This window comes from Streptomyces sp. NBC_01803 (assembly GCF_035917415.1).
In the GTDB taxonomy this organism is placed as follows: domain Bacteria; phylum Actinomycetota; class Actinomycetes; order Streptomycetales; family Streptomycetaceae; genus Streptomyces.
This window is the reverse complement of record NZ_CP109073.1, coordinates 3,146,745-3,170,810: the sequence shown is the minus strand read 5'-3', so window position 1 is coordinate 3,170,810 and position 24,066 is coordinate 3,146,745. Positions and strand designations below refer to the sequence as shown.

Sequence of the window (24,066 nt, the reverse complement as noted above, 5' to 3'; positions counted from 1 at the left end):
CGGTTCGTCCACAGGAATCACCGAGTCATCCACAGGGACCGATCTGAAATCCACATAGCCTGTGGATAACTTGGTTGGTGCTCCCCTCCACGGGCCGTACCGTAGGTCCCCGCTCGACGCGGAAATGTCAGAGCTGTGCCGTAGGAAAGAGAAGCGACGCGGTGGTTCTGGCCGGGAGGAGGTGGGGTCGGTGACGGAGCTCGACGAGCACGCTGGGCCCTCGTGGGACGGTGAGGCGGAGCAGCACCTGTCCGTGTCCCGGCCGCGCCAGAGCTTCGAGGCGCGGGGCGCCGGGAATGGTGGGGACGGCGGCGACGAGGCGCGGGCGGCGTTCGAGCGGGTGCCGCCGCAGGACCTGGCGGCCGAGCAGTCGGTGCTGGGCGGCATGCTGCTCTCCAAGGACGCCATCGCCGACGTGGTGGAGGTGCTGCGTGGCCAGGACTTCTACAAGCCGGCGCACGAGACGATCTACAGCGCGATCCTCGACCTGTACGCGAAGGGCGAGCCGGCCGATCCGATCACCATCTCGGCGGAGCTGACCAAGCGCGGCGAGCTGGCCAAGGTGGGCGGCGCCGGCTATGTGCATTCGCTGGTCCACACGGTGCCGACGGCGGCCAACGCGGAGTACTACGCGGAGATCGTGCACGACCGGGCGGTGCTGCGGCGCCTGGTGCAGGCGGGCACCCGCATCACCCAGATGGGGTATGCGGCGGACGGCGATGTGGACGACATCGTCAACTCGGCGCAGGCGGAGGTCTACGCGGTCACCGAGCAGCGGACCTCGGAGGACTATCTGCCGCTGGGCGAGATCATGGAGGGCACGCTCGACGAGATCGAGGCGATCAGCAATCGCAGCGGTGAGATGACGGGGGTGCCGACCGGTTTCACGGACCTGGACTCGCTGACGAACGGGCTGCACCCGGGGCAGATGATCGTGATCGCGGCGCGTCCGGCGATGGGCAAGTCGACGCTGGCGCTGGACTTCGCGCGGACGTGCTCGATCAAGCACAAGCTGCCGAGCGTCATCTTCTCGCTGGAGATGGGGCGGAACGAGATCGCGATGCGGCTGTTGTCGGCCGAGGCGCGGGTGGCGCTGCACCACATGCGGTCGGGCAGCATGACGGACGAGGACTGGAACCGGCTGGCCCGGCAGATGGCCGAGGTGAACGAGGCGCCGTTGTACATCGACGACTCGCCGAACCTGTCGATGATGGAGATCCGGGCGAAGTGCCGCCGTCTGAAGCAGCGGAACGCTCTCCAGTTGGTGATCATCGACTATCTCCAGCTCATGCAGTCGGGCGGGAGCCGGCGGGCGGAGAGCCGGCAGCAGGAGGTCTCGGAGATGTCGCGGAACCTGAAGCTGCTGGCGAAGGAGCTGGAGGTGCCGGTGGTGGCGCTGTCGCAGCTCAACCGTGGCCCGGAGCAGCGGACGGACAAGCGGCCGATGGTGTCGGACCTGCGCGAGTCGGGCTCGATCGAGCAGGACGCGGACATGGTGATCCTGCTGCACCGGGAGGACGCCTACGAGAAGGAGTCCCCCCGGGCGGGCGAGGCGGATCTGATCGTGGCGAAGCACAGGAACGGCCCGACGGCGACGATCACCGTGGCGTTCCAGGGGCACTACTCGCGGTTCGTGAACATGGAAGGCGGCTTCTGAGCGAGCTGCCGACGGCCGCGGCAGGTGCGTCGCAGGTCGTCGACCCACTGGTCGGGGATTTCCCGGGGAAGGCAGTGGCCGCCGCGGTCATGGGCGGCAGGTTGACGTGGTTGTACCAGGCGGCGCGGTCGCTGTCGAGGACGCCGCGAACGCGCCGGTCGGTGCTGACGCCGGGTGGATTCTCGTACTCGACGAAGCGGATGCCGGACAGGAAGTGGCCGGCCGAGGCGACCGCCACCACGCGCGAGCCGCCGGTGACGAGGGCGGAGGTGCCGGAGAGGGCGATGCCGGTGAGGACGTCGTCGGCGGTGCCGTGGGTCCGAATCCGGTGCCGAGCTTCCGTTGTGCGGTGGTCATGGGGCCGACGGTAGGAGGTGGAGCGCACACCCGAGGTCAAGGCGTGATCCGCGGTGATACCGCCCGGTATGCGTCATGATGCGGTGCATGATCACGCTCGGGGTCGAGGAGGAGTACCTGCTGCTGGATCCGGCGCGCGGAGTTCCGGTGGCGCGGTCGGCGCGGGTGCGGGCGCTGGCGGGGGGTGAGGTGGGGGCGGAGCTGCTGCGGTCGCAGGTGGAGGTGGCGACTCCGGTCTGCGCGGATCTGGCGGCGGTGGGGACGCATCTGGCGCGGCTGCGGCGGGTGGCGGGCGCGGCGGCGGTGGCGGCGGGGTGCCGGGTGGCGATGACCGGGGCGGTGCCGTTCGCGGGACCGGATCCGGTGCCGGTGACGGACGAGCCGCGGTACCGGGCGCTGGCGGCGGATACCCCCCGGCTGATTCACGAGCACGCGATCAACGGGATGCATGTGCATGTCGCGGTACCCGGACGGAAGGCGGGGGTGGACGCGCTGAACCGGGTGCGGCCGTGGCTTCCGGTCCTGGTGGCGATGGGGGCGAACTCCCCGTTGGCGGACGGGCGGGAGACCGGGTTCGCGAGCTGGCGGACGCTGGTGTTCGGCCGGTGGCCGGTGAGCGGTCCGCCGCCGGTCTTCGCCGGGGCGGAGGACTACGAGCGGCGGGTGGCGGCGCTGCTCGCGTCGGGAGTGGTGCGGGGGCGCAATCAGCTCTACTGGCAGGCGCGGCTGTCGGATCGGTATCCGACGCTGGAGGTGCGGGCGGTGGACGTGCAGTTGCGGGTGGACGAGGCGGTGATGTTCGCGGGGCTGGCCCGGGCGCTGGTGGTGACGGCGCTACGCGAGGGCGCGGCGGGAGTGCCGGTGCCCGGCGTACCGCAGGAGCTGCTGCTGGCGGTGGGGTGGGGCGCGGCGCGGTGGGGGCTGGACGGGGAGGTGCTGGATCCGGTCGGGGGCCGGGTGCGGCCGGTGGCGGAGGTGGTGGGGACGCTGCTGGCGTACGTGGGTCCGGCGCTGGCGGCGGCGGGGGATCTGGAGCGGGTGACCGGGTCGGTGCGGCGGCTGTTGCGGGAGGGGACGGGGGCGGGGCGGCAGCGGCGGGCCCTGGCGGCGGGGGGCGCGGGGGCGTTGGTGGACCTGTTGACGGGGTCACCAGTGGGTGCGGACGGTGGCGGCGGGGAGGTCGAGGACCCGTAGCGGGACGTGGTGGGTGATCTGGCGGGGCGCGTCGAGGGTTTCGAGGCGGGTGGTGCGGGAGCGGGCGGCGGTGCGCAGGAGGCGCATGAGGTCGTCGCCGGTCGGGTCGGGCACGTCGGGATGGCGGTGCGCGCGGCGGCAGGCGAGGCCCAGGATGAAGTAGGCGGGGGTGAGGTCGTCCGGGCGGCGCCACAGGACGGCTTCGCCGCTCTGTTCGAGGGCGAGGATCCGCTCCAGATGGCGGAGGGTGAACTCGCCGAGGGGGAGGGGGCAGAGGGTGATGCCGCGGACGCGGTATCCGGCGTCGCGCAGGAGGTGGACGGCGCGGCGGGGGGTGGAGTAGCTGGCGATGGTGAGGCCGAGGTCGCTGTCGAGCGCGCGGGCGTGGCCGATGATCGCGGGGGCCCATTTGAGGCCGTCCGGTCCGCCGCTGATGGAGGGGCGCCGGGCGTCGGCCCGTTCGGCGAGCGGGACGTAGGGCGGGTTGCTGGTGACCACGAGGGGCCGGGGCAGCGGGGCGGGGGCGGTGGCGAGCAGTTCCTCGGTGGTGAGGCGGGCGAAGTCGGCGTGGGCGATGGTGACGCGGGGGTCGCCGCCCGGGGAGGCGTAGTGCTCGGCGGCCCAGGCGACGGTCTCCCGGCCCGAGTCGATGCCGTGCACGCGGGCGGCGCCGGCGCGGGCCATGGCGGCGGCCGCGGCGCCGCTGCCCGCGCCGAGATCGAGGACGGAGCAGCCGTCGGTGATGAGATCGCGGGCGACCCAGACACCGGTCTCCGTGTCGGCGGGCTCGAAGAAGACGCGGGGTGAGGTGGGAGGGACGAGGTCGCCTGCGGTGAGGTGCTGATAGCTGCGGACGCGGGCGGGGTTGAGCATGGGGCCTCGCTTCAGTGAGGGGTGGGGGCGGCCCATTCGAGGACGGCCATGGCGCTGGGGAGCTTCATGGCGGCCTGGGTCCAGGCGAGGGACTCGGGGCCGTCGAGGACGTCGCCGGCGACCTCGTCGCCGCGGTGGGCGGGGAGGTCGTGCATGAAGGCGGCGCCGGGCCAGCGGGAGAGGAGACGCCGGTCGACGTGGTAGGGGCGGAAGCTCTCGCGCCAGTCGGGGTCGGCCTTACGGGTGCCGGTGGTCTGCCAGCGGCTGGTGTAGAGCACGTCGATGTGGCCGGGGGCGAGGCCGAGGTCGTGGATCTGTTCGATGACGGCGCCGGTGGTGCCGGCGCGGCGGGTGGCGGTCTTGAGCTCGGTCTCGGGGAGGCCGTAGCCGGCGGGGCTCGCGAAGGTGGCGTGGGCGCCGGGGACGGCGGCGAGGGCGTGGGCGAGGGCGACGGCCGTGTTGTTGCCCTCGCCCACGTAGAGCAGGCGGATGCCGGTGAGGTCGTCGCCGAAGGCGGTGGTGAGGGTGGCGAGGTCGGCGAGGGCCTGGGTGGGGTGTTCCTCGGCGGCCATGGCGTTGACGACGGGGAGCCGGCCGGCGCGGGCGAGGGCGCGGAGGTCGGCGAGGGGTCCGGCGGTGCGGGCGACGAGGAGGTCGAGCATGGCGCCGAGGACGCGGCCGGTGTCGGTGAGGGTCTCCCCGGTGTTGAGCTGGAGGTCGTCGGGGCCGTAGGTGACGGGGGTGGCGCCCAGCCGGAGGGCGCCGACGGTGAACGCGGTGCGGGTGCGGGTGGAGGTCCGGGTGAACAGGACGCCCGCCGCCCGGCCGTCGAGGGGGCGGTCGTGGGCGCGGGGGTCGCGGTGGAGCGCGGCGGAGCGGCGGACGAGGCCGGTGAGGGTGTCCGGGCGCAGCTCGGCGAGGGAGAACAGGCCGGTGGCGGGGGTGTCGTCCATGGGGCTTCCCTTCTGAGGAGATGGTGCTGCGGGGGAGATGGCGCTGCCTGGGATGTGGCCGCACGGTCGTGTGGCCGGCGCGGTCGTGCGGTTGTGCCCTCGTGTGGCTGGTGATCGTGCGGCTGCGTGGTCGTGTGGCCGCGCGGTCATGTCGCCGCGCGTTCGTGGGGCCGCGCGGCGGGGGTGTCACAGCAGGCCGATCTCGTGCCCGTGGCCCTTGGCGCGCGCGATGTGGTGGAGGGCGTCGAGGAGGCCGACGTCGAGGATGGCCATCCCGAAGGGGTTGCTGACGACATGGCCGGTGGTGGGCCGGATCGCGGGGACGCGGCCGGTGAGGACCTGGCCGAGGGTGCCGTCGGGGGTGATCTCGCCGTCGCGGATCAGGCCGCCGAGGACGCGGCGGGGGTTGTCGGTGACGAGCCCGACGTCGTCGACGAACAGGCCCTGCGCGGTGTGGAACACCTCGGGCAGCAGGTCGTCCAGGGAGACGTGGGCGATGAACGTGCCGGGCAGCGGCCAGGCGGCGGGCAGGTAGCCCCGGTCGCTGGTGGTCGTGAGGACGAGGACGGTGGCGGCCCGGACGGCGTCGCGCGGGTCGTCGTGGACGTGGGGGGTGAGCCGGGGGTGGTGCCGGTGGGTCCAGTCCGCGAGGGCCTCGGCGCGGGGGCGGGCGAGGTCGTGGAGGTGGAGGTGGGTGGCGCGGGGGAAGGCGCGGGCGGCGAACTCGATGTGGGCGCGGGCGAGGGCGCCGCAGCCGACGAGGGTCATGGCGTCCCAGTGGCGGGGGCCGAGGTGGGTGAGGCTGACCATGGTGTAGGCGGCGGTGCGGGCGGCGCTGAGCCAGCCGGCTTCGGCGAGGAGGCGGGGGCGGGCGGTCTCCGGGTCGAAGAGGAAGGCGACGCCGGTGGCGCGTTCGTGGCCGTGGGCGGGGTTGCTGGTGGCGGCGTTGATCAGCTTGAGGCCGAACGTGGCCGGTCCGTCGTCGTTCTCGACCGCGCCGGGCATGGCGAGGCAGCGGCAGGCGGCGCCCTCGCTGTTGGTCCAGGGCAGGTAACTCTCGGCGGGGAGGGTGACGCGGCCCTCGGCGTGTCGGCGCAGGACGTGTTCGACGACGGCGCACAGGTCGACCTCGGCGGCGCAGGCGCGGATGGCGTCGCGGTCGAGGCAGAGCAGGCCGGGCGGCGCGGTCATCCGAGGAGCTCCGCGGCGTGGAAGGCGTCGCGGCCACCGGGGACGTCGAGGGCGCCGGCCTCCTCGAAGAGGCGGACGGTGTGCCGGGCGGTCACGCGGATGGAGGCGTTGACGCGGTCGGGGGCGTAGGCGTCGCGCAGGACGTCCTCGGCGGCGGCCGGGGTCAGCCCGGCGGCGGTGAGGGAGTCGCGCACGGGGCGCGGGTCGGGGTGCAGGCTGGAGCGGATCAGGGCGGGGGCGCAGCGGGCGATCCGGGCGCGGCGGGCGGGGGGTTGCTGGGCCCACAGGTCGCGGAAGAAGCGGGAGAAGAAGGCGTGGTGCCAGCCCTCGTCCTTGGCGTGGTCGCGGACGATGTCGCGGACCACGGTCAGGACGCGGGGGTCCTTGGGGACGTCGTTGAGGATGCCGGTGATGAGGGTCTCGAAGACGACGACCTGGAGGAGCTGGGCGAGGACGGGGCTGTCGGGAAGGGCCTGGGCGCCGGTGGCGTCGAGACGGCGGAGGAACGGGTCGAAGGCGTAGGGCAGGGGGGTGATGCCGGTGGCGGTGGAGATCTGGTCGATGACGTCGAGGCTGTAGAGGGAGTGGTAGCCCTCGTCGCAGTAGATGCGGTAGGCGTCGAGGCGCACGTCGGTGCCGGTGTCGACGCCGCTGCGTCCGCCGGCGATGCGTTCGGTGGCGCGGTTGACGACGCGGGTCTCGAAGTGGGCGGTGAACGAGAGGTAGTGGAAGAGGTGGCGGGCGAGGAGTTCGGCGCGGCGTGGCGCGGGCAGGGCCCGGACCAGGGGGTGGTCGTGGTAAGGCACCAGGTCGGGGGGGAAGTAGAGGCGGCCGGCGTCGAGTTCGTCGCCGAGGCGGCGGCGCGGGCCGGTGCGGACGCCCGCCCGGCCGTACCAGTCGCGTGCGGCGGGGCGTGGCGCGTCGCCCGGCTTCATGGAGCCCCTCCGGTGCCGGTGGGGGTGGGTACGGGGGGTCGGCCGGCGCCGACGACGTGGATACCGCGGGCGATGTCGGTGGGGGTGATGCCGTTGAGCCGCCGCCAGCGCGGGGAGTAGACGGTCTCCCGGTAGTGGTCGCCGCCGTCGGGACACAGGCAGGCGATGTCGGTGCGGCCGGGGCCGGCGCGGAACATGCGCAGGGCGGCGGCGATCAGCGCGCCGGAGCTGGCGCCGACGGTGATGCCGGTGGTGTCGGCGAGCCACAGGCAGGCGCCGACCGCGTCCCGCGGGCTGACGTGCACGGCCTGGCGGTAGCCGCCCGGGAGGAACGCGGACGGCCGGCTGGCGCCGATACCGGACAGGACGCGGGGGCCGGGAGGACCGCCGAGGGCGGCGGAGCCGGTGATGTCGACGCCGATCAGCTCCCAGTCGGGGCGGGCGGCGGTGAGGTAGTCGCGGAAGCCCGCGAGGGTGCCGCCGGTGGAGACGGCGACGAGGACGCGGGCGGGGCGGCCGTGGGTCTGGGCCCGCAGCTCGGGGGCGGTGCCCTGGGTGTGGGCGCGGGGGTTGGCCGGGTTGGCGTACTGGTTGGGCCAGACGAGACGGGGCTGCGCGGCGAGCCGTTCGCGGATGTGGGCGAGGCGGCTGAGGAGGTAGCCACCGGCGCCGTCGGGCCGGTCGACGGTGATGACGTGTCCGCGCAGCGCGCGGATGGCGGCGACGAGGGAGGCGGGGCTGCGGGGGTCCATGACGGCGGTGAACGGGACGCCGTGGGAGGCGGCGAGGGCGGCCAGGGCGACGCCGAGGTTGCCCGAGGTGGATTCGATGATCCCGGCGTCGGGATCTATCCGTTCGGCGACGTCCCGCCACAGCGCCCGGGCGGTGCGGTCCTTGACGGAGCCGTGGGCGTTGTGCGATTCGAGCTTCAGCCACAGGTGGCCCGGGAGACCATCGACGGAGAGCTGGAAGGTGACGACGGGCGTGAGGGGGGCGGGCGGGCCGCCGGGGAGTGCCTGGAACTCGCTGTCGGGCATGGTCTGTCCCTGGGTGCGGCGGTCCCCCTCGCTGGTGCCTCTGTTCTAACCCGCCCCCCATATACCCGCAAATCGGGCATGGGTGGCGATCGGGCGCGGGGTGGCCGAGGTGGGGCGTGTGCGAGGCCGGAGGCCATGAGGATCTTGGTGATCGGGGCGACCGGAACCCGCGGTCGCGCCGGCGGTCGGTGGCGGCGCGCGGGCGCGGGCCGGCAGCGGCCGGCCCGCGCCCCGGGGCCCGGCGCGACATCACCCGCCTCTTGTCCCGGGGTCGGGCGGGGCGAGGGGGGCCTCGCGCGACTCGAACCCGAGGCGGCGAGGTCGTCGGTGACGATGCCGATGAGATCGAGTCGAGGTGTCATGCCCCGCAGCCCAGGTGCCGCGCGGGCGGGGGGCCTTGAATGAATCGGACGTCGGCGGGCGGCGGCGCGTCGCGCGCCGCCGCTCCCCGCGAGCGGGACTGGCCGGGACTAGCCGGCCGGGTCGAACTGCGACGTGCGGACCGCCGCCACCAGCGGGGCGAGGGCCGCGCGCCGTTCGGCCTGGTCGAGGGCTTCGCGCAGGGCCGTGTCGTTCGTCGGACGGGCCTCTTCGAGAAGCCGGCGGCCGGCCTCGGTGACATCCGCGTAGATGCCGCGCCGGTCGGTGGCGCACAGGTAGCGCGTGAGCAGGCCGCGGTCCTCCAGGCGGTTGACCAGGCGGGTGGTGGCGCTCTGGCTGAGGACGACCGCGTCGGCCAGCTGGTTCATCCGGAAGTGGCCGCCGTCGCCGTCGTGCTGCTGACTGAGGACGTTCAACACGGAGAACTCGCGGACGCTGAGCCCGTGGCCTGTCTGGAGCGCGCGCTCGATGTGCGCCTCGATGCGGTCGTGCAGCGCGGACAGGGCACACCAGCCCTGGGCGAGGCCCGGATCCGGACGTGTCATCGCCTCTCCCTGTCATTCCTCGTCGCCCTCGTCGGCGCCTCTTCAGCCTAGCTCATCGGCGAAATAGTCCGCGCTTGCATGTATAGGGCGTCTGCAATTATTGTCTAGGCCGGTAATGCTTGTCTGCACAGACCTGGGAGGGTCGGCTCATGCCACTCGCGCTCTTGGCCCTGGCCATCGGAGCCTTCGGGATCGGCACCACGGAATTCGTCGTCACGGGCCTGCTGCCGGAGATCTCCGACGAGTTCGGCGTGTCCGTCCCCACCGCCGGCTTCACCGCCTCCGGCTACGCGCTCGGCGTCATGATCGGCGCACCGGTCCTGGCCATCGCCGGTGCCAAGGTGTCCCGCAAGCGGATGCTGATGCTGATGATGGTCCTGTTCATCGCGGGGAACGCGGTCTCCGCCGTCGCCCCCGCCTTCGGCGTCCTGCTGACCGGGCGGGTGATCGCCTCGCTCGCGCACGGCGCCTTCTTCGGCATCGGCTCGGTGGTGGCCGCCACCCTGGTCGCGCCGGAGCGGCGGGCCGGGGCCATCGCCCTGATGTTCACCGGGCTGACCGTGGCCAACGTGGTCGGCGTGCCCGCCGGCACCCTGCTGGGCCAGCAGGTGAGCTGGCGGCTGACCTTCGCCGCGATCACGGTCGTCGGCGTCGTGGCGCTGATCGGCGTCGCCGCGCTCGTGCCCGACGGCGCCGGGGACCCCTCACCCGCCGAGCGGGCGTCCGGCGGCGGACTGCGGGGCGAACTGGCGGCGTTCCGCAACGCGCAGGTGCTGCTCGCCATGGCGATGACCGTTCTCGGCTTCGGCGGCGTCTTCGCCGCGATCACCTACATCGCGCCGATGATGACCGACGCCGCCGGCTACGCGGAGAGCAGCGTCACCTGGCTGCTGGTCCTCTTCGGCGTCGGGCTGGTCGCCGGGAACCTGGTCGGCGGCCGGTACGCGGACCGCGCGCTGATGCCGATGCTGTACGCGTCGCTGGGCGCGCTGGCGCTGGCGCTGGCGGCGTTCACCTTCACCGCGCACGACAAGGTCGCGGCGGCGGTGACGCTGCCGCTGATCGGCGCCTTCGGCTTCGCGGCCGTGCCGCCGCTGCAGAAGCGGATCCTGGACAACGCGGCTCAGGCGCCGACGCTGGCGTCGGCCGTGAACATCGGGGCGTTCAACCTGGGCAACGCCATCGCCGCCTGGTTCGGCGGGCTGGTGCTCGCCGCGGGCGGCGGCGAGACCCTCCCGAACCTGGTCGGCGCGGCGATGGCGGCGAGCGCCCTGGTGCTCGCTGTGGTCGCGGCGCGGATGGAACGGCGCGGCGCGTCCCGGCGGAGCGGCGCGGTCGTCGCCTCCGGGGCCAGGGCCAGGGCCGGGGTGGAGCCGATGGCCGTCACTCCGTCCAGGGAACGGCCCTGACCTCGCCGGTGTTCGCGACGGTGACCCGGCCGCCGCCTGCCCTGCGGACCAGGATCTCGGCCGGGCCGTCGCTCGCGGTGGCGATCCGCCGGATCTCCCCGCGGGCGACGGGCGTGGACGTCACGGCCTCCAGCGTGGCCGACCCCGCCCCCCGCGGCGACTGCTTTTCCCCGCGAGCCCTACGACCCGCCCGGGCCCGTGTCGGCGGCGCCGATCCGGGGGCCGGCGGGCGTGAGTCCTGTCACAGAGCCAGCTTGAAACCGACGTGCGTCGCCTTGAAGCCCAGCCGCTCGTAGAAGCGGTGCGCGTCGGTCCTGGCCGCGTCGGAGGTGAGCTGTACCAGGACGCAGCCGCGCCGCCGCGCCTCCTCCACCGCCCGCCGGATCAGCTCACCGCCCAGCCCCGCGCCGCGCTCGGCCGAGGCAACCCGCACCGCCTCGATCAGCGCGCGTGAGGAGCCGCGCCGGGAGAGCCCGTGCAGAATGCTGAGCTGCAAACTTCCCACCACGCGGCCGTCCCGCTCGCCGACGAGCAGAAGCTGATTCGGGTCGGCGTCGATGCGCTCGAACGCCGCCAGATACGGGGCGAGATCGGCGGGGTTCTCGCGCCGCGCGCCGAGCATGTCGTCGGCGAGCATCGCGACGATCTCCGGGACGTCCGCGGGAAACGCCTGCCGCATGGTGATATTCATATGCACCGCAGTCTAAGAACACCCGGAAACACGCGAACCTCACACTCCTGGAGGGGGCTTGTGTCTCAGCCGTATAACGGTATGGTCGATTCCGCGCCCGGGTGGCGTGAAGGCGTTCATTTTATGGGTTGCGAGGAGCTCGATGGCCGGGTTTCCGGTTCACCACCCGCCCGGGGGTGAGCATGCTGACACGCTGTGCGACCGGGAGCTGATCGAGGCGAGGCAGGAGCATGACCGCGATATCGGCCGGCGACGGAGCCACCATGGCCGGAAACGGCAATGGGAATGCAAAAGAGGCGCCGTCGCCTGACGCGATGGTGATTCGGCGCACACTCGCCGAGATCGAACCGCTCGCGGATGACGTCACTTCGTACTTCTACGCACTGCTCTTCGTGCGGAACCCGGGCGTGCGCGAGATGTTCCCCATCGCGATGAGCGCGCAGCGCGATCGCCTCTTCCGCGCGCTGCTCACCGCCGCCGAACACATCGACGACACCGTCACGTTGACGGACTATCTCTTCAACCTCGGTCGCGGTCACCGGAAATACGGCACCCGGTCCGAGCACTACCCGGCCGTCGGCGAGTGCCTGATGGCCGCGCTCGAACGCTACGCCCCGCGCACCTGGGGTCCCGACGCCGAGGCGGCCTGGGTCCGCGCCTACACGGCGATCTCCCAGATCATGATCGACGCGGCGGCCGAGGACGAGTTGCGCTCCCCGCCTTGGTGGCTGGCCGAGATCGTCGGTCACGAACGGCGCACCAGCGACGTCGCCGTGGTCACCGTCCGCCCCGACCAGCCGTATCCGTACCGGGCCGGGCAGTACGCCAGCGTCGAGACCCCGTGGTGGCCGCGCGAGTGGCGGAGCTTCTCGTTCGCCTCCTGTCCGCGCTCGGACGGGCTGCTGTTGTTCCACGTCAAGGCCGTGCCGGCCGGCTGGGTCTCGCGGGCGCTGGTGCACCGCGCCCGGCTCGGCGACGTGCTCCGGCTCGGCCCGCCGGGCGGATCGATGACCCTGGACCACTCCTCGGGGCGCGGGCTGCTGTGCGTCGGCGGCAGCACCGGCATCGCGCCGATCAGGGCGCTGGTCGAGGAGGTCGCCGAGCACGGCGGGCGCCGCCCGGTCGAGGTGTTCTTCGGCGCCAACCGCGACGCCGAGCTGTACGACCTGGACCACCTCCTCGGCCTGGAACGCCGCTACCCCTGGCTCGCGGTGCGCCCGGTCGTCGCCGAGTACGCCACGCGCGGCTTCGCCGGGCGGCTCCCGGAGGCGGTGCGGAAGTTCGGCCCGTGGCGGGAGTTCGACGGCTATCTGTCCGGTCCGCCGCAGATGATCCGCAAGAGCGTGGACGCCCTGGTGTCCGCGGGGATTCCGCCGGACCGGATACGGCACGATTTCATGGGGACGCCGGACGCGGCGGACGGCTGACACCGCCGGGGAGGCCGGCGAGTCCACACACGGAAAGCGCGAAGCGAATCAACGGCATGTCAAGTACGGGTAGTTCGGGAATCGGCACGGACACAGGCACAGACACAGGCACGGACGTCGGCACGGTGGGGCCCGACATCACCGGCCGGCCGGGCAGCGACGGGGAGCACGCCCTGCAGCGGCGGCTGGGCACCGAGGCGCGCGCCGACCGCTTCTACGACGAGCAGGTCCTCGACCATCTCAATGAGCGCATGCGGGACTTCGTCGCCCGCCAGGAGATGTTCTTCCTGGCGACCGCCGACCGGCACGGCGAGTGCGACAACAGCTTCCGCGCCGGCCCGCCCGGCTTCCTGCACGTGCTGGACCCGCGCGCCATCGCCTACCCCGAGTACCGGGGCAACGGCGTGCACGCCTCGCTGGGCAACATCACGGAGAACCCGCACGCCGGCCTGCTCCTGATGGACTTCGACCGGGCCAGGATCGGCCTGCACATCAACGGCCGCGCCAGCGTGGTGCCCGACGCCGAACTACGCGCCCACCACCCCGAGCTGCCCAGGGACACCGTGCCGGGCCGGGCCGCCGAGCTCTGGGTGCGGATCGACGTCGAGGAGGCGTACGTCCACTGCGCCAAGCACATCCCGCAGCTGGTCAAGGCCGCCCGGCGCACCGCCCGCGACTGGGGTACCGACGACTACAAGCGCAAGGGCGGGGACTTCTTCGGCGCCGCCCGCGAGGCCCAGGTCCGCCGCACGCGCGAGCTCAACGGCCGGCCGGTGCCCGCCGCCCTGACCGCCGGCCCCGAGCGGCCCGCCCCCCCGCCGCCCCCGCCGCCGGGCGCCGCGGCGTGGCGCGAGGAGGCGCGGCGCGCGCTGGAGCTGGCGCGGCGCCGGGGCGCGGGGACCGGCGAGTCCTCGGGCGGCTGGTTCGGTTGAGGGGCCGGCGGCCCCGCGCCGCTCAGGTGAAGTCGCGGGCGAGCAGCGCGCGGATGCCGGGGATGTTCCGGGTCAGATAGCGGCTGAGGGACCGCGGGACGATGTCGACGGAGGCCAGCCCCTCGGGCGTGAACGGCAGCCGCACGATCTCGTACGTGCCGCAGGGCGCCTCCACCTCGGGCCCGTGCCGCAGCGAGGGGTCCATGGAGGCGAGCCGGCAGGCGAAGAAGTGCTGCACCTTCAGGCCGGGCGGCAGGCCGTCGCCGTCGTCCGCGGTGCACGGGACGGTGTCCACGAAGGCCGGGACCGCGTCGGTGATCTTCGCGCCCAGCTCCTCGAACACCTCTCGGTGGAGGGCGTCCAGCACGGTGGCGTCCGTCGGCTCGACCCCGCCGCCCGGCGTGATCCAGTACGGCGGGCGGTCGGGCTTGGTGCGCTTGATGACGATGAGACGGTCGGACTCGTCGAGCAGGATGGCGCGAGCGGTGCGCTTGACCACGGGTTGTGCTGGGGTCATGCAAGTCATGTGGCCCGGTTGGCCCCGGGTGAAACCTCCGCCCCCGCCACCTCAAGCGCCCGGCACACGTCCGCGACAAGATCCTCCGGGTCCTCCACGCCCGCGGAGAACCGGATGAACCCCGTCGGCACCGCGTCGCCGCCCCACCGCCCGCGCCGTTCCGCCGTCGAGCGCACCCCGCCGAAGCTCGTCGCGTCGTCCACCAGCCGCAGCGCCGCGAGGAACCGCTCGGCGTGCTCGGGGTCCGGCAGCACGAACGAGACCACGCAGCCGAACCGCCGCATCTGGCGCACCGCCACGGGGTGCGCGGGGTCGTCGGTCAGCCCGGGGTAGCGCACGCTCGTCACCTCGGGCCGCTCGCGCAGCGCGGCGGCGACGGCCAGCGCGTTGGTCTGCTGCCGCTCCACGCGCAGGTGGAGCGTGCCCAGCCCGCGGTGGGCGAGCCACGCCTCCATCGGGCCGAGGATGGCGCCGGTGGTGGTGCGCCAGCGCCGGATCTCTCCGGCCCGCTCCGGATCGCGGCAGGCGACATAGCCGAGCAACACGTCGCCGTAGCCGCTGAACGCCTTGGTGCCGCTGGCCACGGACAGGTCGGCGCCCAGGTCGAGCGGGCGCTGCCCGAGCGGCGTGGCCAGCGTGTTGTCGACGGCGACGAGCGCGCCGCGCGCGTGCGCGGCGTCGGCGAGGCGGCGGATGTCGCACACGTCGAGCCCGGGGTTGGACGGGGTCTCCAGCCACAGCAGCCGCAGTCGGCCGTCATCGTCACCGTCGAGGGCCGTGAGCTGGGCGTCGCCGCCGGTGGGGGCGGTGCGGACACGGACACCGGTCGTCTCCAGCCGCTCGCGCAGCCGCGGCAGGAGCTGATAGCCGTCGGACGGCAGCACGGCCGTGTCCCCGGGGCGCAGCAGTCCCATCAGGACGGCGGCGATGGCGGCCATGCCGGAGGGGAAGACGACGGCGTGCGCCTCCTCGCCGGGGGACTCCAACTCGGCGACGGCCCGCTCCAGGCCGGTCCACGTCGGGTTGCCCTCGCGGCCGTAGCCATAGGTGGCGTCGGCCGGGTCGCCCGGCAGGTGGAAGTGGGCGGCGAACACCGGCCCCGGCATCGGGGGCTGATACGCCTCGGCGGCGGGCAGCCCGGCCCGCACGGCACGTGTTCCGTCGCCGGTCATCGGCCATCCCTCGTCGTCCGTCGCTCCGGGTCACTCATACCGCCCTGTCCCCTGCCCCGTCCCCGCCCCGGCACGCCATCCCCGGCCGCCGTTTCGCCGCGATGGCGTCCGCAGGACGGCCTCGGCCCTCGGGGAACGGCGGCTGTCGGCGGTGCGGACGAAACGGACCCGGAGGACCAGGGAGACCGGGGAGACCGGGGAGACCGGGGAGATACCGGAAGGGGCCCGGCTCAATCACTGTCCAGCACCATGTTGACCGTCCACGACACGATGGAGATGATCAGCCCGCCCAGCACGGCCGGCCAGAAGCCGTCGACCTCGAAGGCGTCCCCGGCGAGCGCGCTGGTCAGCATCAGCATCAGGGCGTTGATCACCAGGGTGAACAGGCCCAGCGAGAGCACCAGCAGCGGCAGGGACAGCACCTTCACGATGGGCTTGACGACCAGATTGACCAGACCGAAGATCAGCGCGACGACGAGCAGGGTCGCCGTCCTGCCTCCGGTGCTCGTGTCGTCGTCGCCGAGGGTGATGTCTCCCACCAGCCAGACGGCGGCGGCCAGCGCCACGGCGTTGGCGACGAACCGGAACAGAATGCTTGTCATAGAGAGATCGTTTCAGATGGCACGAGGGGCGCAAGGGGAATGGGCGCGATGAAGGAGTTCCGGCTGGACGCGCTGGAGGCGGAACGGGTCGCGTACGACGGCGCCTACCTCCGTTTCCTTCGCGAACGCAACCTGTCGGCAGGGCTCTACGCGCTGGGCGCGGGGCAGGCCGACACGCAGCGCCCGCAGGCGCAGGACGTGCTCAACTTCGTCGTCAGCGGGCGGGCGTCGCTGACGGTCGGCGGCGAGACCACCACGGTGGCGCGCGGCAGCGTGGTCTATGTGCCGGCCGGGACGCCGGCCAGGTTCCACCACATCACCGAAGACCTGCGGGTCATGGTCGTCTTCTCGCCGCCGGAGGGCTGACGCCCGGCCCCCGGCTTCCGGCCCGCCGGCTTCGGCGCCCCGGTTCTCAGGGTCCGGGTCAGGGAACGGTCAGGGGAGGACCGGGGCCGCCCGGCCTCCCGGCGCCGGTCCGGCGCGCATAGCATCGAGGCGATGGCGAGACGGATGCGCGAACAGGAGCCGTGGCGATGAAGGAAGCCTTCAAGACCCTGCCGTGGTGGCTGCGGTGGGTCGCCCTGCCCGCCGTCGCGCTGGTCGTCTTCGGGGTCCTGCTGATCGGCGTGGTGACCTGGCTCGTCGCCGTCCTCTTCCGGCTCCTGCTGATCGTCGCCCTGGTGGCCGGCCTGATCTTCCTGGTCCGGAAGATCACCTCCTCCTCGTCCTCCTCCGGTGGCGGTTGGTAGCGCCGCCGCCCGGCGCCGGGGTCCCCGTCCCGGCGATCTGCGCCGGATGCCGGTCGGCGCTCACCACGAGCGCCGCGAGCACGGTGGTCACCGGCACCGACGCCACCAGGCCCACCGACCCCACCAGCGTCCTGACGATCTCCTCCGCGACCAGCTCGCTGAACGTCACGGTCCCCACGCTGCTCTGTGCGATCGTGAACAGCAAAAGCAGCGGCAGGGCCGCGCCCGCGTAGGCCAGCACCAGGGTGTTGACCACCGAGGCGATGTGGTCGCGGCCGATGCGCATCGCGGCCCGGTAGAGCTTCAGCCAGCTCGCCCCCGGCTGAGCCTGCTTCAGCTCCCACACGGCGGAGGTCTGGGTCACCGTCACATCGTCCAGCACGCCCAGGGAGCCGATCAGGATGCCGGCGAGCAGCAGCCCCTGGATCTCGATGTCCGGATAGAGACTGTGCACCAGCCCGGTCTGGTCGTCGGTGTTGCCCGTCAGGTGCGCCCAGTCGATGAACAGCGAGCCCAGCAGCCCGATCAGCAGCAGCGAGATCAGCGTGCCGAGCACGGCGACCGAGGTGCGGGCGTTGACCCCGTGGCACAGATACAGCGTCACCAGCATGATCACGCTGCCGCCGATCACCGCCACCAGCAGTGGGTTCGAGCCGTGCAGGATGGCGGGCAGGATGAACAGCGTCAGCACCGCGAAGCTCACCACGAGACCGATCAGCGCCAGCAGCCCGCGCAGCCGCCCCACCGCGACCACCGCGAGGGCGAAGACCCCGGCGAGCAGCAGCATCGGCGCCTTCCGGTCCACGTCCGTGACGCTGTACTGCAGCTCCTCGGGCGCGTCCGGGGCATAGGCGACGATCACCTTTTGCCCCTCGCTGTACCGCTGGGTCGCGTCGGGCGGCACGATCTCCTCGAACGTCCGCCCGGCGTCCGGCCCGGACGTCACCTCCACCGTCGCCTGCTCGCAGGTCCCGTCCACGCCCCGGGGCACCTGCACGCCGATGTCCTCGCAGGACACCTCGGCCACCTCGGTCACGCGGGCCCGTTCGTGCTGCTGGTCGAAGCCGACGCCGGTGTGCTCGTCCTGCTCGGGGGCGCCGCCGGGCCACAGCACCACCAGCCCGGCCACCATCACGGCGGCGAACGGGATCAGCACCGCCGCTATCACCCGCCGCAGATGGGCCGAGACGGGTGCGGCGGGGCCGTGCTGGTGCGTGTGCCCGTGGGCGTGGGGGGGAAAGTCCTCGGGTGCCGTCACGTTCCGATCATCGCCTAAACGGTCCGGCCCCCTGTTCAGCCGGTCCGGTGTGCCGTTAGCGTGGGGTCGCGATTCGCACATCGCGGGAGCTCCGAGCACGGGGCTGAGAGGGCGCTGGGGCTGCGCCGACCGCCGAACCTGTTACCGGGTAATGCCGGCGTAGGGAGTAGATCTGATGACCACGCAGGATGACGCACGCACGCCCGTCATCGGTTCGCACAAGGGATATATCACCGGAAGCCGACCGGATCTGCGGGTCCCGGTGCGGCGGGTGCACCTCACCGACGGCAACGCCGTCACGCTGTACGACACCTCCGGGCCGTACACTGACCCGGCCCGCATCACTGACGTCCGCGAGGGCCTGCCGCCGCTGCGGCACGCCTGGATCGCCGAGCGCCGCGCCGACGGGACGCCCGCCGTCACGCAGCTGGCGTACGCCCGGCGCGGGGAGATCACCCCGGAGATGGAGTTCGTCGCGATCCGGGAGAACCGCTCCCCGGAGTTCGTCCGCGACGAGATCGCGGCCGGCCGGGCCGTGCTGCCGGTCAATGTCAACCACCCGGAGAGCGAGCCGATGATCATCGGCAAGAACTTCCTGGTGAAGGTCAACGCCAACATCGGCAACTCAGCGGTCACCTCCTCCGTCGAGGAGGAGGTCGACAAGATGACCTGGGCCACCCGCTGGGGCGCCGACACGGTCATGGATCTCTCCACCGGCCGCGACATCCACACCACCCGCGAGTGGGTGCTGCGCAACTCGCCGGTCCCCGTGGGCACCGTCCCCCTCTACGAGGCCCTGGAGAAGGCCGGCGGCCGGGCCGAGGACCTGACCTGGGAGCTGTACCGGGACACCGTCGTCGCGCAGGCCGAGCAGGGTGTCGACTACATGACCGTCCACGCGGGCGTGCTGCTGCGCTACATCCCGCTGACCGCCCGCCGCAAGACGGGCATCGTCTCGCGCGGCGGCTCGATCATGGCCGCCTGGTGTCTGGCGCACCACCAGGAGAGCTTCCTCTACACGCACTTCGAGGAGCTCTGCGAGATTCTGCGCGCCTACGACATCACCTTCTCGCTCGGCGACGGCCTGCGCCCCGGCTCCATCGCGGACGCCAACGACGAGGCGCAGTTCTCCGAGCTGCGCACGCTGGCCGAGCTGACCCGCGTCGCCAAGGCCCACGACGTGCAGACGATGATCGAGGGCCCCGGGCACGTCCCGATGCACAAGATCAAGGAGAACATCGACCTCCAGCAGGAGCTGTGCGAGGAGGCGCCGTTCTACACTCTCGGCCCGCTGACGACGGATGTCGCCCCCGGCTACGACCACATCACCTCGGGTATCGGCGCGGCGATGATCGGCTGGTGGGGCACGGCGATGCTCTGCTACGTCACGCCGAAGGAGCACCTGGGCCTGCCGGACCGGGACGACGTGAAGACGGGCGTGATCACGTACAAGATCGCCGCCCACGCCGCCGATCTGGCCAAGGGGCACCCCGGCGCCCAGGTCTGGGACGACGCGCTGTCCGACGCGCGCTTCGAGTTCCGCTGGGAGGATCAGTTCAACCTCGCCCTGGACCCCGACACGGCCCGCGCGTTCCACGACGAGACCCTCCCGGCCGAGCCGGCCAAGACGGCCCACTTCTGCTCGATGTGCGGGCCGAAATTCTGCTCGATGAAGATCAGCCGGGGCATCGCCGAGCGCTTCGCGCCCGAGGGGGCCGAGGCGTTGAGCGACGCGGAGGTCGAGGCGGGGATGCTCGCCAAGTCCCGGGAGTTCGCGGAGACCGGGGGGCGGGTCTACCTGCCCATGGCGGACTGACGCGCGATCGGCGTACGGTGGCCGGCCGGGGTGGGCGCCCCGGCCGGCCACCGGGGCCAGGGGCCGGCCACCGCCGAACTCGCCGAGCCGCTGCGGCTGCTCCTCAGCAGCCGCGAACTCCCCGACGCCGAACGGGAGGAAGCCGCCGGGCTTGTGGCACCGTGACCGGTCGGCCGCCGGACGCCCCGGAGGCGCCGCGTCGGCCGGACCGCCCGCGCGAACTGGTCACCCGCGCCGCCGACATCGCGTGGCCCGCCCTCGGCATCGTCGGATCCTTCCGCGACGGCTTCGGGCTCCGCGCCGCCCGTTCGGGCAGACTGGGCCGCATGACTGCCATAACCCTCAGCAAAGGTGCGAACGTTCCGGTCGGTGCGGTGTCGGTGCGCGCGGTGTTGTCGTGGTCGGGTGGTGTGGGGGCGCCCGATGTGGACGCTTCGGCGTTGCTGCTCGGCGGTGACGGTCGGGTGCGGGGGGATGGTGATTTTGTTTTCTACAACCAGCCCAAGCACGCGTCGGGTGCGGTGCGGCATGGGGGAAAGCGGGCCGGGGCGGATGTGGTCGAGGTCGATCTCCCGGTCGTGGAGCCGGGGATCGAGCGGGTGGTGCTGGCGGCTTCGGCGGACGGTGGGACGTTCGGGCAGTTGAGTGGGTTGCGGCTGACGCTCTCGGACGCCGGAACCGGTGTCGACCTGGCTGTCTTCGATATGGCGGCGACGAGTGAGACAGCTTTTGTGAGTGGTGAGTTGTACCGGCGGGGTGGTGGGTGGAAGTTCCGTGCGGTCGGGCAGGGTTACGACTCGGGGCTGGCGGGGCTGGCGACCGACTTCGGCATCAGCGTGGACGACGACCAAGTCGACCAAGTCGACCAAGTCGACCAAGTCGACCGAGAGGACGGACCGGAGCCGGCATCCGAGCCCGCCCCCCAGGAGCGGCTGCCCGTCGACATGGCCAAGCGGCTGTCGCTCCGTAAGGAGAAGGTCGTCATCAGCCTCGGCAAACGCGGCGCCGCCGGAGTCCGGGCACGGGTTGTGCTGGCTCTCGACGCCTCCGGCTCGATGTACTGGCTGTACGGGAACGGCACGGTCACCGACGTCGTGGAGCGGATGGCCGCCGTCGCCGCCGCCCTGGACGACGACGGCGAGATGCAGGCGTGGGTCTTCGCCTCCGAGGCCGCCCGGCTCCCCGACCTCAGGACCGATGACCTCGCCGACTGGCTCCCGGCGCACCTGAGCCTGCACGACAGCGGCGACGACGAGATGCTCGGCGAGATCCAGGTCGACCGGATCGGGTTCGGCAACGATGAGCCGAAGGTGATCAAGCAGATCCGCGAGTTCGTCACGGCCAACCCGGAGCCCGTGCCGACCCTGGTCCTCTTCTTCTCCGACGGCGGTGTCCACCGGGACAAGGAGATCAAGAAGCAGCTCGTCGCGGCGTCCGGGGAGCCGCTGTTCTGGCAGTTCATCGGGCTGGGCGACGCCGACTACGGCGCGCTCCGCCGCATCGACCGGATGAAGGGGCGGCGCGTGGACAACGCGGGCTTCTTCGCCGTGGACGACATCGGCGAGGTCCCGGACGAGGAGCTGTACGACCGGCTGCTGAGCGAGTTCCCCTCGTGGCTGACGGCCGCCCGCGACGCCGGGATCATCGCCTAGGCATGATGCAGGCCGTACACCGGCGTGTTGTGCACGGTGCCGATCTGCCGGATGCACTGGCGTTTCAGCAGAAACCGCAGACCGTCGTGCACCCGCGCGGCGGTGAGGCCGGTCCGCGCGGCGATCGTGGCGACGCCGAGCCGGACCTCGCCGCGTTCGGCCAGCGTCGGCGCGAGGACGACGGCGACGGCCCACACGTCATCGGTGATGGTCAGCCGGGTCCGCCAGGCCGTCAGGAGCTGCTCGGCGCTGAGCCGGGGCCCGCGCTGGCATGGCACGCGCGGCGCCCGCGGCGTGTCGGGCGTGGCGGGCGGCGCGTCGGGGCGCGGTGGCAGCTTGTCGACCAGGTCCTCCACCGAGTCCGCCAGCCGGGACATCGAGCGCGCGAAGTCCACCATCACATCGCGCATCGCCATCACCGACCGCTCCTGCGCCTCGCCGACGGTCCGCAGCACGTTGACGGTCTCCCACCGCGCGCGGTGGGCGTCCTCCTGGGTGGCGGCGAGCTTCTCGTCGCTGTCGGCGGTGTGCCGCTCCAGCCGGACGATGGCGTCGGCGACCTCCTTCGGCATGGCGTAGGCGGCGGACGCCCGCGGCGAGGCGGGCTGGACCTCGGCCTTGTCGAGCACGTACGAGCCGTCGCGCTGGACGGTCACGATGACGTCGACCATCCACCGTTTGAACGGCTGCGCGGTGGGTTTGGCGCAGCCGCCGACGAGGGCGACGAGACCGCGCAGATTCACCATCCGCATCGACTTCTTGAGCCCGTGACCTGCGATCTCACGCAAAGCGTCACTCCCGCGGACGCTTCGCGCGAGATCTTCGAGACGGGTGCTGTGCTCGCGCGACACGTGCGTCGCGAGGGCCTGTCGGGTGTTCGCGTAACCAAGCTCGGTGGCCACGTCGACCGCCGGGAACCAGTGGTCGCCGTCCGGCATCGTCAGCCGTCGGACGCGGGCACCGGTGGCCGCGTAGACGAAGTCGTCGATGTCGATGGCGCCCTCGCGGGGAGCCCGGCTGCCGAGAGCTTCGCGCTGTTCATCCATGCACCGGACGGTAAACAGAAGATCGCTCCAAATGACAGCAAACAGAGGCAACTTCACCCGTTCGTGGCTTACCATCCGGTTCGCCCGGCCTCGCCGTTGCCGTATTAAGCACACGATCCCTTCAATGCGCCGGGTGAACGCTTTCCGGTAGGCCGATCGAGGCGTCGCTCACCGGGCCGGGAACCGCCGTGAAAGATCGGTGGCATGTCGCCGCTCGATACCGAGGTGCCCGCCCTGCTGCTCCGGCTCGACCGCCATCCGTTCCGCCACGGTGCACTGGCCGCGCTCCCGCGGTCCCTCGGCGGGAGACAGCGGCCTTGACGGAGACACCGAGAACACAGACACCGAGAGAAGCGACAGGAAAGTGAGCGGTGAGGCGACATGCATGACCTCGTAGTGGTGGGCGCCGGGCCCTATGGACTGTCGATCGCCGCGCACGCGGCGGCGGCCGGGCTGGACACCCGCGTCTTCGGCCGACCGATGGCGTCCTGGCGGGACCACATGCCCGCCGGGATGTTCCTGAAGTCCGAGCCCTGGGCCACCGATCTGTCCGAGCCGACCCGGGAGCGCACCCTCGCCGCCTACTGCGCGGCGCACGACGTGCGCCCGGAGCACGGCGTCCCGCTGCCCGTCGACGCCTTCGCGCGGTACGGGCTGTGGTTCGCCGAGCGTCTGACGCCGCCCGTCGAGGAGCGGGAGATCATCGCCGTGGCCCCGCACGCCGACGGCTTCGAGGTCAAGGCGGTGGACGGCGAGCGGCTCGCCGCCCGGAACGTGGCGCTGGCGGTCGGCGTGATGCCGTTCGTCCACCTGCCGGGCGCGCTGCGCGGGCTGCCCGCCGAGCTGGTCTCGCACAGCAGTGACCACCGCGACCTCGGTCGGTTCCGGGGCGCGGATGTGACGGTGGTGGGCGCCGGGCAGGCGGCCCTGGAGACCGCCGCGCTGCTGGCCGAGGCCGGGGCCAGGCCCACGGTCGTGGCCCGCGCCGGCGGCCTGCGCTGGGACACCCCGCCCGCGCCGCTGCGGCGTGGCGGGCTCGCGGGCCTGCGCGCTCCGCACAGCGGGCTGGGCACCGGCTGGACGACGTGGGTGTGGTCCGAGCTGCCGTGGGCGGTGCGCCGCCTGCCGGAGGCGGTCCGCGCGCACATCGTGGCCACCGCGCTCGGCCCGGCCGGCGCCTGGTGGCTGCGCGAACGGTTCGAGGGCGTCGTTCCGGTGCGGCTCGGTCTGCGGCTGCTGCGCGCCGAGCCGTCCGGGGCGGGGGTGCGGCTGACGGTGGCGTCGGCCGGGGGCCGTCCCGAGGTGATCGAGACCGGGCACGTGATCGCCGCCACCGGCTTCGTGCCCGATCTGCGGCGGCTCGACCTGCTGGACCGGACGCTGCGCGACGGCCTGCGGACCGTGCGCGGGACGCGGGCGCCGGCGTTGAGCGGCGGGTTCGAGTCGTCGCGGGCCGGGCTGTTCTTCGCCGGGCTGCTGAGCGCGCCGTCGTTCGGGCCCGCGATGCGGTTCGTGCACGGGGTCTCGTTCACCGCCGGGCGGCTGACGCGGAGCCTGCGGGACGTGACAGGACAGCGGCCGGCCGCCGCCCCGCGCATGCCGGGCCAGGGCACGGACCGGCCGGTCCGTCCGGCGGGGGCCGCCCGGTAGGCCGGCGGCCGTTTCAGGCGTT

25 protein-coding genes are annotated in these 24,066 nt (G+C 72.8%); 11 read left to right on the top strand and 14 right to left on the bottom strand.

Going from position 1 to position 24,066, the window contains the following annotated elements; translation table 11 throughout:
• Nucleotides 1-124 precede the first annotated feature (124 nt).
• Nucleotides 125-1,657, top strand: coding sequence for a replicative DNA helicase (gene dnaB, locus OIE51_RS14220; RefSeq protein ID WP_442811922.1), 1,533 nt, complete (start codon nt 125-127; stop codon nt 1,655-1,657).
• Here dnaB and OIE51_RS14215 read toward each other — a convergent pair.
• Nucleotides 1,599-2,054, bottom strand: coding sequence for a hypothetical protein (locus tag OIE51_RS14215; RefSeq protein ID WP_326598027.1), 456 nt, complete (start codon nt 2,052-2,054; stop codon nt 1,599-1,601). The genes dnaB and OIE51_RS14215 overlap by 59 nt on opposite strands.
• Before the next feature lie 47 nt (nt 2,055-2,101).
• Here OIE51_RS14215 and OIE51_RS14210 point away from each other — a divergent pair, with 47 nt between their 5' ends.
• Entirely contained in the window at nt 2,102-3,208 is a 1,107-nt protein-coding gene (locus OIE51_RS14210; protein WP_326598026.1) for a carboxylate-amine ligase, read from the top strand.
• On the opposite strand, the gene OIE51_RS14205 is transcribed toward OIE51_RS14210, so the two are convergent.
• The 6 genes from OIE51_RS14205 to OIE51_RS14180 form a co-directional block, all read right to left on the bottom strand.
• Entirely contained in the window at nt 3,161-4,081 is a 921-nt protein-coding gene (locus OIE51_RS14205; RefSeq protein ID WP_326598025.1) for a methyltransferase domain-containing protein, read from the bottom strand. The two genes, OIE51_RS14210 and OIE51_RS14205, sit on opposite strands and share 48 nt — an antisense overlap.
• 11 nt (nt 4,082-4,092) lie before the next feature.
• Nucleotides 4,093-5,034, bottom strand: coding sequence for an ornithine carbamoyltransferase (locus tag OIE51_RS14200; protein WP_326598024.1), 942 nt, complete (start codon nt 5,032-5,034; stop codon nt 4,093-4,095).
• Between the two features lie 186 nt (nt 5,035-5,220).
• On the bottom strand, nt 5,221-6,225 hold the full coding sequence (locus OIE51_RS14195; RefSeq protein WP_326598023.1) for an ornithine cyclodeaminase: 1,005 nt from the start codon (nt 6,223-6,225) through the stop codon (nt 5,221-5,223).
• Nucleotides 6,222-7,160 (bottom strand): diiron oxygenase, encoded by a 939-nt coding sequence (locus OIE51_RS14190; RefSeq protein ID WP_326598022.1) that lies wholly within the window; start codon nt 7,158-7,160, stop codon nt 6,222-6,224. The genes OIE51_RS14195 and OIE51_RS14190 overlap by 4 nt, the downstream gene beginning before the upstream one ends.
• Complete coding sequence (locus OIE51_RS14185; protein WP_326598021.1) at nt 7,157-8,197, bottom strand: pyridoxal-phosphate dependent enzyme; 1,041 nt, start codon at nt 8,195-8,197, stop codon at nt 7,157-7,159. The genes OIE51_RS14190 and OIE51_RS14185 overlap by 4 nt, the downstream gene beginning before the upstream one ends.
• A gap of 470 nt (nt 8,198-8,667) precedes the next feature.
• Nucleotides 8,668-9,123, bottom strand: a complete 456-nt coding sequence (locus tag OIE51_RS14180; protein WP_326598020.1) for a MarR family winged helix-turn-helix transcriptional regulator — start codon at nt 9,121-9,123, stop codon at nt 8,668-8,670.
• Nucleotides 9,124-9,272: 149 nt separating this feature from the next.
• Here OIE51_RS14180 and OIE51_RS14175 point away from each other — a divergent pair, with 149 nt between their 5' ends.
• The gene (locus OIE51_RS14175; RefSeq protein ID WP_326598019.1) at nt 9,273-10,532 is read left to right on the top strand and encodes an MFS transporter; all 1,260 of its coding nucleotides are present in this window, start codon (nt 9,273-9,275) and stop codon (nt 10,530-10,532) included.
• Here the strand turns inward: OIE51_RS14175 and OIE51_RS14170 are convergent.
• Both OIE51_RS14170 and OIE51_RS14165 read right to left on the bottom strand, forming a co-directional pair.
• The gene (locus OIE51_RS14170) at nt 10,507-10,656 is read right to left on the bottom strand and encodes a hypothetical protein (protein ID WP_326598018.1); all 150 of its coding nucleotides are present in this window, start codon (nt 10,654-10,656) and stop codon (nt 10,507-10,509) included. The two genes, OIE51_RS14175 and OIE51_RS14170, sit on opposite strands and share 26 nt — an antisense overlap.
• Before the next feature lie 117 nt (nt 10,657-10,773).
• Nucleotides 10,774-11,223, bottom strand: a complete 450-nt coding sequence (locus tag OIE51_RS14165; RefSeq protein ID WP_326598017.1) for a GNAT family N-acetyltransferase — start codon at nt 11,221-11,223, stop codon at nt 10,774-10,776.
• Nucleotides 11,224-11,486: 263 nt separating this feature from the next.
• Here OIE51_RS14165 and OIE51_RS14160 point away from each other — a divergent pair, with 263 nt between their 5' ends.
• Together OIE51_RS14160 and OIE51_RS14155 are read left to right on the top strand one after the other, a co-directional pair.
• A complete protein-coding gene (locus OIE51_RS14160) occupies nt 11,487-12,650 on the top strand; it encodes a globin domain-containing protein (RefSeq protein ID WP_326600630.1) in 1,164 nt (387 codons plus the stop codon).
• Between the two features lie 125 nt (nt 12,651-12,775).
• The gene (locus OIE51_RS14155) at nt 12,776-13,582 is read left to right on the top strand and encodes a pyridoxamine 5'-phosphate oxidase family protein (RefSeq protein ID WP_326598016.1); all 807 of its coding nucleotides are present in this window, start codon (nt 12,776-12,778) and stop codon (nt 13,580-13,582) included.
• Between the two features lie 22 nt (nt 13,583-13,604).
• Here the strand turns inward: OIE51_RS14155 and OIE51_RS14150 are convergent, their stop codons facing one another.
• From OIE51_RS14150 to OIE51_RS14140, 3 genes are all read right to left on the bottom strand, one after another.
• The gene (locus OIE51_RS14150) at nt 13,605-14,099 is read right to left on the bottom strand and encodes an NUDIX hydrolase (RefSeq protein WP_326598015.1); all 495 of its coding nucleotides are present in this window, start codon (nt 14,097-14,099) and stop codon (nt 13,605-13,607) included.
• A 5-nt stretch (nt 14,100-14,104) separates the two neighbouring features.
• Entirely contained in the window at nt 14,105-15,271 is a 1,167-nt protein-coding gene (locus OIE51_RS14145) for a cystathionine gamma-lyase (protein WP_326598014.1), read from the bottom strand.
• Nucleotides 15,272-15,501: 230 nt separating this feature from the next.
• Complete coding sequence (locus OIE51_RS14140) at nt 15,502-15,873, bottom strand: phage holin family protein (protein WP_326598013.1); 372 nt, start codon at nt 15,871-15,873, stop codon at nt 15,502-15,504.
• Between the two features lie 48 nt (nt 15,874-15,921).
• On the opposite strand from OIE51_RS14140, the gene OIE51_RS14135 reads away from it, so the two are divergent.
• Both OIE51_RS14135 and OIE51_RS14130 read left to right on the top strand, forming a co-directional pair.
• Nucleotides 15,922-16,239: a cupin domain-containing protein gene (locus OIE51_RS14135; RefSeq protein ID WP_326598012.1), complete on the top strand. Its 318-nt coding sequence runs from the start codon at nt 15,922-15,924 to the stop codon at nt 16,237-16,239.
• Between the two features lie 167 nt (nt 16,240-16,406).
• A complete protein-coding gene (locus OIE51_RS14130) occupies nt 16,407-16,622 on the top strand; it encodes a DUF5326 family protein (protein WP_326598011.1) in 216 nt (71 codons plus the stop codon).
• Here OIE51_RS14130 and OIE51_RS14125 read toward each other — a convergent pair.
• Nucleotides 16,585-17,961, bottom strand: coding sequence for a YibE/F family protein (locus OIE51_RS14125; RefSeq protein WP_326598010.1), 1,377 nt, complete (start codon nt 17,959-17,961; stop codon nt 16,585-16,587). The two genes, OIE51_RS14130 and OIE51_RS14125, sit on opposite strands and share 38 nt — an antisense overlap.
• A gap of 94 nt (nt 17,962-18,055) precedes the next feature.
• Here OIE51_RS14125 and thiC point away from each other — a divergent pair, with 94 nt between their 5' ends.
• From thiC to OIE51_RS14110, 3 genes are all read left to right on the top strand, one after another.
• Nucleotides 18,056-19,696 (top strand): phosphomethylpyrimidine synthase ThiC, encoded by a 1,641-nt coding sequence (gene thiC, locus OIE51_RS14120; RefSeq protein WP_326598009.1) that lies wholly within the window; start codon nt 18,056-18,058, stop codon nt 19,694-19,696.
• A 30-nt stretch (nt 19,697-19,726) separates the two neighbouring features.
• On the top strand, nt 19,727-19,861 hold the full coding sequence (locus tag OIE51_RS14115; RefSeq protein ID WP_326598008.1) for a hypothetical protein: 135 nt from the start codon (nt 19,727-19,729) through the stop codon (nt 19,859-19,861).
• Nucleotides 19,862-20,022: 161 nt separating this feature from the next.
• On the top strand, nt 20,023-21,348 hold the full coding sequence (locus OIE51_RS14110; RefSeq protein ID WP_326600629.1) for a VWA domain-containing protein: 1,326 nt from the start codon (nt 20,023-20,025) through the stop codon (nt 21,346-21,348).
• On the opposite strand, the gene OIE51_RS14105 is transcribed toward OIE51_RS14110, so the two are convergent.
• Entirely contained in the window at nt 21,345-22,394 is a 1,050-nt protein-coding gene (locus OIE51_RS14105; protein WP_326598007.1) for a BRO-N domain-containing protein, read from the bottom strand. The two genes, OIE51_RS14110 and OIE51_RS14105, sit on opposite strands and share 4 nt — an antisense overlap.
• A 381-nt stretch (nt 22,395-22,775) precedes the next feature.
• Between OIE51_RS14105 and OIE51_RS14100 the strand changes: the two genes are divergently transcribed.
• Complete coding sequence (locus tag OIE51_RS14100; RefSeq protein ID WP_326598006.1) at nt 22,776-24,044, top strand: NAD(P)-binding domain-containing protein; 1,269 nt, start codon at nt 22,776-22,778, stop codon at nt 24,042-24,044.
• Nucleotides 24,045-24,066 lie beyond the last annotated feature (22 nt).

What these genes read in the sequence shown, in the direction of transcription:
- dnaB (WP_442811922.1), top strand. Translation starts at nt 125, where the DNA reads ATGTCAGAGCTGTGCCGTAGGAAAGAGAAGCGACGCGGTGGTTCTGGC.
- OIE51_RS14210 (WP_326598026.1), top strand. Translation starts at nt 2,102, where the DNA reads ATGATCACGCTCGGGGTCGAGGAGGAGTACCTGCTGCTGGATCCGGCG.
- OIE51_RS14205 (WP_326598025.1), bottom strand. Translation starts at nt 4,081, where the DNA reads ATGCTCAACCCCGCCCGCGTCCGCAGCTATCAGCACCTCACCGCAGGC.
- OIE51_RS14200 (WP_326598024.1), bottom strand. Translation starts at nt 5,034, where the DNA reads ATGGACGACACCCCCGCCACCGGCCTGTTCTCCCTCGCCGAGCTGCGC.
- OIE51_RS14195 (WP_326598023.1), bottom strand. Translation starts at nt 6,225, where the DNA reads ATGACCGCGCCGCCCGGCCTGCTCTGCCTCGACCGCGACGCCATCCGC.
- OIE51_RS14190 (WP_326598022.1), bottom strand. Translation starts at nt 7,160, where the DNA reads ATGAAGCCGGGCGACGCGCCACGCCCCGCCGCACGCGACTGGTACGGC.
- OIE51_RS14185 (WP_326598021.1), bottom strand. Translation starts at nt 8,197, where the DNA reads ATGCCCGACAGCGAGTTCCAGGCACTCCCCGGCGGCCCGCCCGCCCCC.
- OIE51_RS14180 (WP_326598020.1), bottom strand. Translation starts at nt 9,123, where the DNA reads ATGACACGTCCGGATCCGGGCCTCGCCCAGGGCTGGTGTGCCCTGTCC.
- OIE51_RS14175 (WP_326598019.1), top strand. Translation starts at nt 9,273, where the DNA reads ATGCCACTCGCGCTCTTGGCCCTGGCCATCGGAGCCTTCGGGATCGGC.
- OIE51_RS14165 (WP_326598017.1), bottom strand. Translation starts at nt 11,223, where the DNA reads ATGAATATCACCATGCGGCAGGCGTTTCCCGCGGACGTCCCGGAGATC.
- OIE51_RS14160 (WP_326600630.1), top strand. Translation starts at nt 11,487, where the DNA reads ATGGCCGGAAACGGCAATGGGAATGCAAAAGAGGCGCCGTCGCCTGAC.
- OIE51_RS14150 (WP_326598015.1), bottom strand. Translation starts at nt 14,099, where the DNA reads ATGACCCCAGCACAACCCGTGGTCAAGCGCACCGCTCGCGCCATCCTG.
- OIE51_RS14145 (WP_326598014.1), bottom strand. Translation starts at nt 15,271, where the DNA reads ATGACCGGCGACGGAACACGTGCCGTGCGGGCCGGGCTGCCCGCCGCC.
- OIE51_RS14140 (WP_326598013.1), bottom strand. Translation starts at nt 15,873, where the DNA reads ATGACAAGCATTCTGTTCCGGTTCGTCGCCAACGCCGTGGCGCTGGCC.
- OIE51_RS14135 (WP_326598012.1), top strand. Translation starts at nt 15,922, where the DNA reads ATGAAGGAGTTCCGGCTGGACGCGCTGGAGGCGGAACGGGTCGCGTAC.
- OIE51_RS14130 (WP_326598011.1), top strand. Translation starts at nt 16,407, where the DNA reads ATGAAGGAAGCCTTCAAGACCCTGCCGTGGTGGCTGCGGTGGGTCGCC.
- OIE51_RS14125 (WP_326598010.1), bottom strand. Translation starts at nt 17,961, where the DNA reads ATGTGCGAATCGCGACCCCACGCTAACGGCACACCGGACCGGCTGAAC.
- thiC (WP_326598009.1), top strand. Translation starts at nt 18,056, where the DNA reads ATGACCACGCAGGATGACGCACGCACGCCCGTCATCGGTTCGCACAAG.
- OIE51_RS14110 (WP_326600629.1), top strand. Translation starts at nt 20,023, where the DNA reads ATGACTGCCATAACCCTCAGCAAAGGTGCGAACGTTCCGGTCGGTGCG.
- OIE51_RS14105 (WP_326598007.1), bottom strand. Translation starts at nt 22,394, where the DNA reads ATGGATGAACAGCGCGAAGCTCTCGGCAGCCGGGCTCCCCGCGAGGGC.
- OIE51_RS14100 (WP_326598006.1), top strand. Translation starts at nt 22,776, where the DNA reads ATGCATGACCTCGTAGTGGTGGGCGCCGGGCCCTATGGACTGTCGATC.